Consider the following 13,171-nt stretch of genomic DNA (forward strand, 5'->3'; position numbering starts at 1 on the left):
GCTCACTGAGCGGCGGCCTGGAGGGCGGAGACCGGGACGGCGCCCGCGAGCAGCCGTCCGTCCGCCGTCACCAGGACGGACACCAGCGAGGTCGACAGCGCGCGGCCTCCCCCGACCGACTGGGTCAGCTGCGCCACCAGCGGGTCGGACAGTGTCTGCGCCGGGACCGTGCCGGCCGGGAGGCTGACGATCGTCGCCCAGCCGGTGCCGGTGACCGTCGGCTTCGGCCGGTTCGCTTCTGCGCTGTTGAGCTCGCCCGTCTTCGGCGCCTGCTCGGTGACCTTCGCGCCCTTCGGCGGGGTGAACGAGAACACGCTCGCGTCGGGCGCGCTCGGAGTGAAGTCCTTGAACCAGGCCTGGAACGACGGCGAGGAGGCCCCGCGCGCCGTCACCTGGACCTCCAGCGGCAGGCCGGTCTGGCCGTCCACCGCGATGGCCACCGAGCCCACGAGGGTGGCGTCGGTGCGCGGCGTGAGCACCAGGTCGTAAGCGTTCCGGTTTGCGACCTTCGTGTTCGGGCCGAGGGTCACCTTCGTGGACGGGTCGACCGCGGCGAGGAATTTCTCGGCCAGCGCCTGAGGCGTGGTCGCGGTCGCGTCGGGCGTCGCCGTCGGAGCCGGCGTCGCGCCGGCCTTCTCATGCGCCGGGACGGTCGCGTGGGTGACCGACTGGTCGCTCGACTGGTACAGCCAGAGATCCGACCCGTTCCGGATGACGTCGCGCTCGGCGAGCTGGTCGAGGAGCTGCACGCGCACCTTGGTCGGGCCGTCGACGTACACCTTGGCGGAGTGGTCGCCCATCAGCAGCGAGAGCGTGCTCGCGACCGAGCTGTCGGCGCTGGAGCCTCCGCCCGTCTTCGGCAGGCTCGGCAGCCCCAGGTCGGAACTCTGCTCCACGGTGCCGGAGAACGCCTTCGTGTTGCTCGACGCGACCAGCCGCAGCACGTCGGCCGGCGACTTCACGGGAAGGTCGGCGGCTCCGGCGGCGAGCGGGATCGCGATGGCTCCCGCAGCGATGGCGACGGGGACGACGACGGCGGGCAGCCAGCGGACCAGGCGGTGCTTCATAGTGCCGAGGATACGCTCGGGACCCGCGCGCCGACCCTCCGGATTCCATGGGAGAACGCGAAATCATCCCCTGGTATGACCTCAGCTGGGAGCCACCGGGACGAACCCTCCGACACACGCAGAAGGCCCCGCCGGAGCGGGGCCTTCCTCATCCGTCGCTACAGGACGTCGCCGACCTTGTGGACGCGGATGTCGTTCGTGGTTCCGGGGATCCCGGGAGGGGAACCGGAGATGATGATGACCTTGTCGCCGTCGACGGCACGGCCGGTGGACTTGAGCGCCTCGTCCACCTGCGCGACCATCTGGTCGGTGTGGGTGACACGGCCGACCACGAAGGACTCGACGCCCCAGAACAGCGACATGCGCCGCCGGACCGACTCCTCCGGGGTGAAGGCGAGGATCGGGATCTTGTTGCGCAGCCGCGCCATCCGGCGGGCCGACTCGCCCGACTCGGTGAAGACGCAGAGGAACTTCGCCTCGACGAAGTCCGCGACCTCCACGGCGGCCAGCGTGATCGCACCCGACTGGGTGCGGGGACGCGTGCCGAGCGGCTGGATGCGGTCGAGGCCGTGCTCCTCGGTGGAGGTCACGATGCGCGCCATGGTCGCGACCGTGATCGCCGGGTACTCGCCGACGCTGGTCTCGCCGGAGAGCATCACCGCGTCGGCGCCGTCGAGGACGGCGTTCGCGACGTCGGAGGTCTCTGCGCGGGTCGGGACCGGGCTGGAGATCATCGACTCGAGCATCTGCGTCGCCACGATGACGGGCTTCGCGGCGCGACGGGCCAGCTCCACCGCGCGCTTCTGCACGATCGGCACGGCCTCCAGCGGCAGCTCGACGCCCAGGTCGCCGCGGGCGACCATGATGGCGTCGAACGCCTCGATGATCTCCTCCAGCGCCTCGACGGCCTGCGGCTTCTCGATCTTGGCGACGACGGGGACCCGGCGGCCCTCCTCCGCCATGATCTCGTGCACGCGCTCGATGTCTTTGGCGTTGCGCACGAACGAGAGGGCGATGATGTCGGCGCCGAGCTTGAGGCCCCAGCGCAGGTCCGCCTCGTCCTTCTCGGACAGGGCGGGCACGTTGACCGCGACGCCCGGGAGGTTGATGCCCTTGTTGTTCGACACCGGGCCGGCGACGACGACCTCGGTGGTCACGACGTTGCCCTCGACCTCGACCACGCGCACACGCACCTTGCCGTCGTCGATCAGCAGGAAGTCGCCCGGCTTCACGTCGTTGGGCAGGCCCTTGAACGTGGTGGAGGAGATCTCCTTGGTCCCGATGATGTCATCGGTGGTGATCTTGAAGATGTCGCCCTGGGCGAGATCGTACGGGCCGGCCTCGAACTTGCCGAGGCGGATCTTGGGACCCTGGAGGTCGACCAGGACCGCGACCGGCTTCCCCGCGTCCTCGGCGGCCTTGCGCACGTTGGCGTAGACCCCCTCGTGCACGTCGTAGCTGCCGTGGCTCAGATTCATCCTCGCCACGTCCACACCCGCGTCGATGATCGCGCGGATGTTGTCGTAGCTGGAGGTCGCCGGACCGAGGGTCGCGACGATTTTCGCCCTTCTCATGGGTTTCTCAGTGCTCCGTGATTCTCGCACCCCTGACGGCGCGTTCTCGTGGTGGAGGGGATCAGACGAGGATGCCCCGGTCGGTGGGACGGACCGGCGACGGCAACTGCGTCTCCCCTTCAAGATACCGGTCGACGGCGGCTGCCGCTGCCCGGCCCTCTGCGATGGCCCAGACGATGAGCGACTGGCCGCGGCCTGCGTCACCTGCGACGAACACGCCTGCCTCGCTGGTCTGGTAGTCGCCGTCGCGGGCCACGTTGCCTCGATCGTCGAACGGGAGGCCGAGCTGTCCGCTCAGCCCGTCCTGCTCCGGGCCGGTGAAACCGAGGGCGAGGAGGACGAGGTCGGCGGGGATCTCGCGCTCCGTTCCGGCCTTCGGCACCCGGCGGCCGTCGAGGTACTCGGTCTCCGCGACGCGCAGCGCCCTGACCTCGCCGAACTCGTTCGCGAGGAACTCGACGGTCGACGCGAGGTACTCGCGGGCACCGCCCTCCTCGTGCGCGCTCTGCACCTCGAAGAGGGTCGGGGTCGTCGGCCACGGCTGGTGAGCTGGACGCTCCGCCGGCGGCTGCTTGCCGATCGCCAGGTTGGTCACACTCGCCGCGCCCTGCCGGTGCGCCGTCCCGATGCAGTCCGCCCCCGTGTCTCCGCCACCGAGGACGATGACGTGCTTGCCGTCCGCGGTGATCTGGTCGGCGATCTGGTCGCCGGCGCCCGCCTTGTTCTGCTGGACGAGGTACTCCATCGCGAAGTGCACCCCGGCCAGGTCGCGGCCCGGGATCGGGAGGTCGCGCGGAACCATCGCGCCCGTCGCGACGACGACGGCGTCGTAGCGGGCCCGCAGGTCGTCCCAGGCGATGTCGACGCCGATGTTCACACCGGCGCGGAACCGGGTGCCTTCGGCCATCATCTGGTTCAGCCGCGCCTCGAGGTGCTTCTTCTCCATCTTGAAGTCCGGGATGCCGTAGCGCAGCAGGCCGCCGATGCGGTCGTCGCGCTCGTACACGGCGACCGTGTGGCCGGCGCGGGTCAGCTGCTGAGCGGCCGCGAGACCGGCCGGGCCGGAGCCGACGACCGCGACGGTCTTGCCGGTGAGGCGCTCCGGCGGGTGCGGCTGCACCCAGCCGTTCTGCCAGGCCTGGTCGATGATCGACACCTCGACCTGCTTGATGGTCACGGCGGGCTGGTTGATGCCGAGCACGCACGACGACTCGCAGGGAGCGGGGCAGAGGCGACCGGTGAACTCCGGGAAGTTGTTGGTCGCGTGCAGGCGCTCGATGGCCTGGCGGCCCTCCCCGCGCCACATGAGATCGTTCCATTCGGGGATCAGGTTGCCCAGCGGGCAGCCCTGGTGGCAGAACGGCACGCCGCAGTCCATGCAGCGGCCGGCCTGCCTGCGCAGCTGCGCGGGGTCGCCCGCCTCGTAGACCTCTTTCCAGTCCATGAGCCGGACGGAGACCGGCCGCCGCTTGGGGAGCTCGCGCTCCGTCGTCTTCAAGAAACCTTTAGGGTCAGCCACCGGTCACCTCCAGAATCCGATTCCACACAATGTCGCCGTCAGGGTCGAGCCCTTCGTCGACGGCCTCCTGGCGCATCTGCAGCACGGCCGCGTAGTCGCGCGGCAGCACCTTGACGAACTTCGCGACGGTCGCGTCGAAGTCCGCGAGCATCCGCTCGGCCAGCGCCGACCCGGTCTCGGTGCGGTGCTGCTCCAGAAGATCCCGCACGATCTCGATGTCCGCACTGCCGAGCGGCAGCAGCTCCAGCTCACCGCTGGCGAGCGCCTCGCGGTTGACGCGCTCGGTCTTCAGGTCGTAGACGTATGCCGTGCCGCCGGACATCCCCGCGCCCAGGTTGCGTCCGGTGCCGCCGAGGATGACCGCGAGGCCACCCGTCATGTATTCGAGCGCGTGGTCGCCCACGCCCTCCACGACCGCCGTCGCTCCGGAGTTGCGGACCAGGAACCGCTCGCCCACGATGCCGCGGATGAACATGCTGCCCTGCGTCGCGCCGTAGCCGATGACGTTGCCCGCGATCACGTTCCGCTCGGCGGGGAACACCGTGCCCTGCGGGGGCCGGACGATGATCTGGCCGCCCGAGAGCCCCTTGCCGACGTAGTCGTTGGAGTCGCCCTCCAGGCGCAGCGTGATGCCGGCAGGGAGGAACGCGCCGAGCGACTGACCGGCCGAACCCGTGAGCGTGATGTCGATGGTGCCGGTCGGGAGGCCGTTCTCGCCGTGGCGGACGGTCACCTCGTGCCCGAGCATCGTGCCGACGGCGCGTTCGGTGTTGCGGATCGGCAGGCTGAGCGACAGCGTCGCGCCGTCCGCGCCGGGGCGCTCCGCGGCGAGCACGTCGTGCGCCGCCTGGATGAGCTGGTTGTCGAAGTGCTCGTCGAGCTCGTGGTCCTGCGCGCGGCCGTTCTTGCGCGGCGCGCTCTCCGGGAACTCCGGTCCGCGCAGGATCGGGGTCAGGTCCATGCCCGACGCCTTCCAGTGCTCGATGGCACGGTCGGCGTCGAGCAGCTCGGCGTGGCCGATGGCCTCGTCGAGGCTGCGGAAGCCGAGCTCCGCGAGGTACTCGCGCACTTCCTGGGCGATGAACTCGAAGAAGTTCACCACGAACTCGGGCTTGCCCGAGAACCGGGAGCGCAGCTCCGGGTTCTGCGTGGCGACGCCGACCGGGCAGGTGTCGAGGTGGCAGACGCGCATCATGATGCAGCCGGAGACGACGAGCGGCGCTGTCGCGAAACCGAACTCCTCCGCGCCGAGCAGAGCGCCGACGATGACGTCGCGGCCGGTCTTGAGCTGCCCGTCGACCTGCACCACCACGCGCTCGCGCATGCCGTTGAGCATGAGCGTCTGCTGGGTCTCGGCCAGACCGAGCTCCCACGGCGTGCCCGCGTGCTTGAGCGAGTTGACCGGAGACGCTCCGGTGCCGCCGTCGTGGCCGGACACCAGGATGACGTCCGCGAGAGCCTTCGCCGTTCCGGCCGCGACCGCGCCGATGCCGGACTCGCTCACCAGCTTCACGTGCACCCGCGCCTGCGGGTTCGCACGCTTCAGGTCGAAGATCAGCTGCTTGAGGTCCTCGATCGAGTAGATGTCGTGGTGCGGGGGCGGCGAGATCAGTCCGACGCCGGCGGTCGCGTGCCGCGTACGGGCGACCCACGGGTACACCTTCGTCGGCGGCAGCTGGCCGCCCTCGCCGGGCTTCGCGCCCTGGGCGAGCTTGATCTGGATGTCGTCGGCGTGCGTCAGGTACATCGACGTGACGCCGAACCGGCCGGAGGCCACCTGCTTGATCGCGCTGCGGCGCTCCGGGTCGAGGAGACGGTCGAGGTCTTCGCCGCCCTCTCCGGTGTTGGACTTGGCGCCCAGCCGGTTCATCGCGATGGCGAGGGTCTCGTGGGCCTCCTTGGAGATCGAGCCGTAGCTCATCGCTCCGGTGGAGAACCTCTTGACGATCGACTCGACCGGCTCGACCTCGTCGATCGGGACAGCCGGACGGGTACCGGTCTTGAGCGCGAACATGCCGCGCAGCGTCATCAGCGACTCGGCCTGGTCGTCCACGAGCTTGGTGTACTCGCGGAAGATGTCGTACCGGCGGGTGCGCGTCGAGTGCTGGAGACGGAACACCGTCTCCGGGTTGAACAGGTGCGGTGCGCCGTCGCGGCGCCACTGGTACTCGCCGCCGGTGGCCAGCCGCTCGTGGGCGAGGATGGCGCCTTCCGCCGGGTAGGCACTCGTGTGGCGCGACAGGTTCTCGGCCGCGATCACGTCGATTCCGATGCCGCCGAGCTTGCTCGTGGTGCCGGTGAAGTACTCGTCCACGAACTCCTGGCTGAGGCCCACGGCCTCGAACGCCTGCGCGCCCGCGTAGGACGACACGGTCGAGATGCCCATCTTCGACATGATCTTGAGAACGCCCTTGCCGAGCGCCTTGATCACGTTCTTGACGGCCTTCTCGGGCGAGACCGTGGTGATCATCCCGCTGCGCACCAGCTCCTCGCAGGTCTCCATCGCGAGGTAGGGGTTGATCGCCGACGCTCCGTAGCCGATGAGCAGCGCGATGTGGTGCACCTCGCGCACGTCGCCGGCCTCCACGATGAGTCCCACCTTCATGCGGTTCTCCGCACGGATCAGGTGGTGGTGCACCGCGGCGAGCATCAGCAGCGACGGGATGGGCGCCAGGTCTTTGGTGGAGTCGCGGTCGCTCAGCACGATGAACTGGGCACCGGCCTCGATGGCCTCGTCGACCTCCTGGCACATCTCGGCCAGCCGGCGCTGCATGGCGTCGGGGCCGGCGTCGAAGCGGTAGAGACCGCGGACCGTGGTCGTGAGCCGGCTGCCCGGCCTCGGGTCGATGTGCTGGATCTTCGCGAGTTCGTCGTTGTCGATGACCGGGAAGTCCAGGACGACCTGACGCGCGTGCTCCGGGCCGGCCGTGAGCAGGTTGCGCTCCGGGCCGAGGCCCAGCTTCATCGTCGTGACGACCTCTTCGCGGATCGAGTCCAGCGGCGGGTTGGTCACCTGCGCGAACTGCTGCGTGAAGTAGTCGAACAGCAGCCGGGGACGCTCGGAGAGCACGGCCACCGGCGTGTCGGACCCCATCGCGCCGAGCGGCTCCGCGCCCGTGGTCGCCATCGGCTTCAGGAGGATGCGGACCTCCTCCTCGGTGTAGCCGAAGGTGCGCTGGCGGCGTGTGATCGACGCGGGCGTGTGCACGATGTGCTCGCGCTCCGGCAGGTCCTTGAGGTTGATGCGGCCCTCGTCGAGCCATTCGCCGTACGGCGCGCCGGCGGCGAGCTCCGACTTGATCTCGTCGTCCTCGATCAGGCGGCCGGCGACGGTGTCCACCAGGAACATGCGACCGGGACGCAGCCGGCCCTTGCGCACGATCCGGCTGGGCTCGATGTCGAGCACGCCGATCTCGGACGCGAGCACCACGAGGCCGTCGTTGGTCACGACGTAGCGGCCGGGGCGCAGACCGTTGCGGTCCAGCGTCGCGCCGACGAGCGAGCCGTCGGTGAACACGATCGCGGCCGGGCCGTCCCACGGCTCCATGAGCATCGAGTGGTACTCGTAGAAGTCGCGGCGGACCGGGTCGATCTCGGTCTGGTTCTCCCACGCCTCCGGGACCATCATCATCACGGCGTGCGGCAGCGAGCGACCGGTGAGCGAGAGGAGCTCCACGACCTCGTCGAACGAGGCGGAGTCGGACGCCCCGGGGGTCACGATCGGAAGGACCGGCGACAGGTCGCCGAGCAGCTCGCTCTCGAGCTGCGACTGACGGGCGCGCATCCAGTTGCGGTTGCCCTGGACCGTGTTGATCTCGCCGTTGTGGGCGATCATCCGGAACGGCTGCGCGAGCGGCCACGACGGGAACGTGTTGGTCGAGTAACGCGAGTGCACCAGGGCGAGCTTGGAGGCGAACCGCTGATCGGAGAGGTCGGGGTAGAACGGCTCCAGCTGGAGGGTCGTCACCATGCCCTTGTAGACCATGGTGCGGCTCGACAGCGACGAGAAGTACAGGTCGAGCTCGCGCTCCGCCCGCTTGCGCAGGAAGAACGTGAGGCGGTCGAGTGCGATCCCGCCGAGCGGCTCTCCGCGCTCGTCGGTACGCGTGCTCGCGACGAAGAGCTGCTCGATGACCGGCATCGCCGCGCGTGCCAGGTTGCCGAGCTCGTCCGGCCGGACCGGCACCGGACGCCAGCCCAGGACGGTCAGGTCGTGCTCCGCCGCGATCTCCGCGACGGCGGCCTTGATCCGCTCGCGGTCGTCGGCCTCCGTGGGGAGGAACGCGTTGCCGACCGCGAACCGGCCGGCGCCAGGCAGGTCGAAGCCGGAGACGGCGCGCAGGAACGCGTCGGGCACCTGCGTGATGATGCCGGCGCCGTCGCCCGTTCCTGCGTCGGAGCCGACCGCGCCGCGGTGCTCCAGGTGCCGCAGCGCTTCGAGCGCCGCGTCGATGATGTCGTGCCCCGCGGTTCCGCGCAGGGTCGCGACCATGGCGAGACCACACGCATCCTTCTCGGCGGCAGGGTCGTAGAGACCCTGCTTGCCGGGAACCATGCTGAACCGGGAATGGGGAGGCGTGAGCGCCATGTGTCGACCGTCCTCACAGTGTCGTGGATGTGGGGATTGGAGTGCGGGGACGCCTTCGGCCCGTTGCTGGGAGGGTTCCGCCGCTGTTGCGCCGGGCTTGTGTGCGGCCCGGGTCGTCCGTGCGGTCAGATGATGGTTACGGGATCGCCTCGACGGGTGTGTGCCTTGACGAGTAGCGATAGTGCCGGGTTGTCATGAGCCGACGGAGATCATCCGTTCGACGGGCTTGTGGCCTTGGCTCCTGCGGACGCGGTGGGCTCCCCGTCGCCATCGACGAAGTCCTCGTCGTCCGAGTCCGTGTCGTCCGAGTCTACCTCAGCATCGGGGCGAACCCATTCACGACCCGTGTGGTAGACACTCGGCTCGAGTCCGGGATGACGTCGGGACTGCACGACGAAGATCACGACACCGAGCACGACAGCGGCGAACGCCGCCCACACGTTGCTCGGAATGCCGAGGAACGTGAACTCGCTCGGGTCGATGCGGATCGACTCCAGGTAGGAGCGCCCGAGGCCGTACCAGATGAGGTAGACGGCCAGCGTCTTGCCCCACTGCAGACGGAACTTGCGCTCCAGGTAGACGATCACGAAGACGCCGATGACGTTCCAGATGATCTCGTAGAGGAACAGCGGCTGGAACAGCGTGCCGTCGGGAAGACCGACCGGGATCGCCTTGTTGCCCGCGTCGATCTGCAGGCCCCACGGCAGGTTGGTCGGCAGGCCGAAGAGCTCCTGGTTGAAGTAGTTGCCGATGCGGCCGATGGCCTGCGCCAGCAGCAGCGCGGGAGCGAGCGCGTCGGCGACGCTCCAGAACCGGAGGCCGCTGATGCGGCAGGCGATCCAGACGCCGACGGCACCGCCGATCAGGGAGCCGAAGATGGCGTTGCCGCCCTCCCAGATCGCCCAGACGCTGCCGGGCTGGAACGGGTTCCACGTGTTGTGGCCCGCCGCGAAGTAGTCGGAAGGGTGCGTGAGCACGTGGTAGATGCGAGCGCCCACGATGCCGAGCACGACGGCCCACAGCAGGATGTCGAGGATGACACCGGGCTCCGCGCCGCGCTTCGTCAGGCGCCGCGACGTCCAGGCTGCGGCGATGATGATGCCGACGAGGATGACGAGGGCGTAGACCTGGATGCGATAGGGCCAGAACGGCAGCGGAATCTCTTGCCACTCGGGCCCCGGGCTCGGGATGCTGGCGACCCAGCTGCTCATCGTCGCGACCACGCGAAGACTACCTTTCGTGTCCTAGGGAGTCCGGCGCCGAATGGCGCACGGCCTCCAGTCTAAATGCAGCTCTGCGATGCCGCCGACCCGCCGGGGCGGGAGACGCCGCCCTCAGGCCGACGCACCCTGCCGCGCGGTGCCCTGGGCGAGCTCGGCCGCCACGCGGCCGGCTGCTGCCACGCCACCGTCGGCGAGAGCCTTGACCAGTGCGGAGCCGACGATCGCGCCGTCCGCGTACTCGAGGACCTCGGCCACCTGGGCGGCGTTGGAGATCCCGAGGCCGACGCAGGTGCTCGTCGCGCCGGCGTCGCGCAGGCGGGCGACGAGCGTCCGCGCCGCGGAGTCGACGTCGCTGCGCGCCCCGGTGATTCCCATGGTCGAGACGGCGTAGACGAATCCGCGGCTGCTCTCGACGGTGGTGCGCAGGCGCTCGTCGGTGGAGGACGGCGCGGCGAGGAACACCCGGTCGAGCCCGGTGCGCTCGGAGGCCTCCAGCCACGACGCGCCCTCGTCGGGGATGAGGTCGGGCGTGATGAGCCCAGCCCCTCCCGCCGCGACGAGGTCGTCGGCGAAGCGGTCGACGCCGTACTGCAACACCGGGTTCCAGTAGGTCATGACGAGCACGGGGACATCGACGCGCTGCGTGATCTCGCGCACGGCGGTGAAGCCGTCGCGCAGCCGGAAGCCGTTCGACAGCGCCTGCTGGGTGGCGGCCTGGATGACGGTGCCGTCCATGACCGGGTCGGAGTAGGGCAGGCCGAGCTCGATGACGTCGACGCCGTTCTCGGCCAGGGCCACGGCGGCGTCGATGCTGGTCTGCAGGTCGGGAAATCCCGCCGGCAGGTAGCCGATGAGAGCGCCGCCCGCCTCGGCGTTGCGGCGCGCGATGGTGTCTGCCACGCGGCTCACGACTGCACGGCTCCTTCGTCGATCAGGCCGAAGTAGCGTCCGGCAGTCTCCATGTCTTTGTCGCCGCGACCGCTGAGGTTCACGAGCACGATGCCGTCGGGGCCGACCTGCCTGCCCAGCTCGAGCGCGCCGGCGAGGGCGTGCGCGGACTCGATGGCCGGAATGATGCCCTCGGTGCGGCTGAGCAGCTTGAGCGCCTCCATGGCGTCCGCGTCGGACACCGGCCGATACTCGGCCCGGCCGATCTTCGCGAGCCACGCATGCTCCGGGCCGACGCCCGGGTAGTCGAGACCGGCCGAGATCGAGTGCGACTCGATGGTCTGGCCGTCCTCGTCCTGCAGCAGCATGCTGCGGGCACCGTGCAGGACGCCGGGGCGGCCCTTGGTGATGGTCGCCGCGTGGCGCGGGGTGTCCGCACCCTCTCCCCCCGCCTCGAAGCCGACGAGGCGCACGTCCTCGTCGTCGAGGAAGGCGTGGAAGATGCCCATGGCGTTGGAGCCGCCGCCGACACACGCCGCCACGGCGTCGGGCAGGCGCCCGGTCAGTGCCAGGACCTGTTCGCGGGCCTCCTCGCCGATGATCTTCTGGAGGTCGCGCACCATCTCGGGGAACGGGTGCGGACCGGCGACCGTTCCGAAGATGTAGTTGGTGTTCTCGACGTTGGTGACCCAGTCGCGCATCGCGTCGTTGATGGCGTCCTTCAGGGTGCGCGAGCCGGTCGTGACCGCGATGACCTCTGCGCCGAGCAGCCGCATGCGGGCGACGTTCAGCGCCTGGCGCTCGGTGTCGACCTCGCCCATGTAGATGGTGCAGTCGAGGCCGAACAGCGCCGCGGCGGTGGCCGTCGCCACCCCGTGCTGGCCCGCTCCGGTCTCCGCGATCACTCGGGTCTTGCCGATCCGCTTGGTGAGGATGGCCTGGCCGAGCACGTTGTTGATCTTGTGCGAGCCGGTGTGGTTGAGGTCTTCGCGCTTGAGGATGATGCGCGCGCCCCCGGCGTGGCGCGCGAACCGCGGCACCTCCGTGATGATGCTCGGTCGGCCGGTGTAGCTGCGGTGCAGTTCGTCGAGCTCGGCGTGGAACGCCGGGTCGGCCTTGGCCTCCTCCCACGCGATCGTCAGCTCGTCGAGCGCGGCGACGAGCGACTCGGGCACGAAGCGCCCGCCGAACTCGCCGAAGTAGGGTCCGTGTTCAGAACGAAGGGACATCAGGCTCCCAGGAACTCGCCGAGCGTGGCGACGGGGTCGCTCGTGACGAGCGCCTCGCCGACGAGCACGACATCCGCGCCCGCCGCCCGGTAGTGCGCGACGTCGGCTGCCGATTTCACGGCAGACTCCGCCACGCGGATGACGCCGGCCGGGTACCGGTCGGCCAGACGGCCGAACAGGTCCCGATCCAGCTCGAACGTCGAGAGGTTGCGCGCGTTCACGCCCACCAGCGTGGCACCGGTGTCGAACGCGCGGCTCAGCTCCTCCTCGGTGTGCGCCTCGACCAGGGCGGTCATGCCCAGGTCGGAGATCAGACCGTGCAGCTCGACCAGGCGAGGCTGGTCGAGCGCGGCGACGATCAGCAGCACCAGGTCGGCGCCCGCTGCGCGGGCCTCGAACACCTGGTACGGATCGGCGACGAACTCCTTGCGCAGCACGGGCAGCGAGACGGCGGCTCGAACGGCCTCGAGATCGGCGAGCGATCCCTTGAACCGGCGCTCCTCGGTGAGGACGCTGATCGCGCTCGCACCGCCCGTCTCGTAGAGGGCCGCGAGGGCGGCGGGATCCGGGATCTCGGCGAGGTCGCCGCGCGACGGGCTGGCGCGCTTGACCTCCGCGATGACCTTCACCCGATCGGCGGGAGCGAGGGCGGCCAGCGCGTCGATGGCGGGCTCACGGGCGGCGGCTGCCGCCTCGACCACGGCGAGCGGGCGCTCGGCCCGTCGCCGCTCGGCATCCTCCAGCGCGCCGGCGACGAGGTCGGCGAGCACGGGCTAGTGGCCCTTCGGCTGGTACTTGGAGCCGCCCACTCCGTAGCCTGCGCGCTTCATGATCCAGCCGACGATGAGTCCGATCACGGCGAGCCCCGCGGATGCCCACACCACGATCGGAGCGTCGAAGAAGAACGCGACGGCTCCGATGGTGAAGGCGATCAGCATGATGATCACGGCCGTCCACGCCGCCGGCGAATGACCGTGGCCTGGATCGACTGACTCGCTGCTCATGGGACTCCTGCACGTCGGGTGCACCGCTCCTGGCCCGTCAGGCACAGGGAAGCGCACGATTGGTGGATCGGGAAACAGT

The 13,171-nt window shown here is 69.9% G+C and carries 9 protein-coding genes; all 9 read right to left on the reverse strand.

Annotated elements, in window-relative coordinates; all coding sequences use genetic code 11:
- Positions 1–2: 2 nt before the first annotated feature.
- Positions 3–1,067, reverse strand: coding sequence for a DUF2092 domain-containing protein (locus JNB50_RS07005; RefSeq protein WP_208039395.1), 1,065 nt, complete (start codon positions 1,065–1,067; stop codon positions 3–5).
- Between the two features lie 158 nt (positions 1,068–1,225).
- On the reverse strand, positions 1,226–2,641 hold the full coding sequence (gene pyk / locus JNB50_RS07010) for a pyruvate kinase (protein ID WP_208039396.1): 1,416 nt from the start codon (positions 2,639–2,641) through the stop codon (positions 1,226–1,228).
- A 61-nt stretch (positions 2,642–2,702) separates the two neighbouring features.
- The gene (locus JNB50_RS07015) at positions 2,703–4,160 is read right to left on the reverse strand and encodes a glutamate synthase subunit beta (RefSeq protein WP_208039397.1); all 1,458 of its coding nucleotides are present in this window, start codon (positions 4,158–4,160) and stop codon (positions 2,703–2,705) included.
- Positions 4,153–8,748 carry a glutamate synthase large subunit gene (gene gltB, locus JNB50_RS07020; RefSeq protein ID WP_208039398.1) on the reverse strand — a complete coding sequence of 1,532 codons (4,596 nt, stop codon included), beginning with the start codon at positions 8,746–8,748 and terminating at the stop codon, positions 4,153–4,155. Before gltB ends, JNB50_RS07015 begins: the two co-directional genes overlap by 8 nt.
- A gap of 209 nt (positions 8,749–8,957) precedes the next feature.
- The gene (gene lgt / locus JNB50_RS07025; RefSeq protein WP_208039672.1) at positions 8,958–9,959 is read right to left on the reverse strand and encodes a prolipoprotein diacylglyceryl transferase; all 1,002 of its coding nucleotides are present in this window, start codon (positions 9,957–9,959) and stop codon (positions 8,958–8,960) included.
- Positions 9,960–10,082: 123 nt separating this feature from the next.
- A complete protein-coding gene (gene trpA / locus JNB50_RS07030; RefSeq protein ID WP_208039399.1) occupies positions 10,083–10,880 on the reverse strand; it encodes a tryptophan synthase subunit alpha in 798 nt (265 codons plus the stop codon).
- Positions 10,877–12,088: a tryptophan synthase subunit beta gene (gene trpB, locus JNB50_RS07035; RefSeq protein WP_208039400.1), complete on the reverse strand. Its 1,212-nt coding sequence runs from the start codon at positions 12,086–12,088 to the stop codon at positions 10,877–10,879. The genes trpA and trpB overlap by 4 nt, the downstream gene beginning before the upstream one ends.
- Positions 12,088–12,858, reverse strand: coding sequence for an indole-3-glycerol phosphate synthase TrpC (gene trpC / locus JNB50_RS07040; protein WP_208039401.1), 771 nt, complete (start codon positions 12,856–12,858; stop codon positions 12,088–12,090). The genes trpB and trpC overlap by 1 nt, the downstream gene beginning before the upstream one ends.
- A gap of 3 nt (positions 12,859–12,861) precedes the next feature.
- A complete protein-coding gene (locus JNB50_RS07045) occupies positions 12,862–13,092 on the reverse strand; it encodes a DUF6704 family protein (protein WP_208039402.1) in 231 nt (76 codons plus the stop codon).
- Between the last annotated feature and the right edge of the window lie 79 nt (positions 13,093–13,171).

Source organism: Leifsonia sp. TF02-11 (assembly GCF_017565305.1).
Lineage (GTDB): Bacteria > Actinomycetota > Actinomycetes > Actinomycetales > Microbacteriaceae > Leifsonia.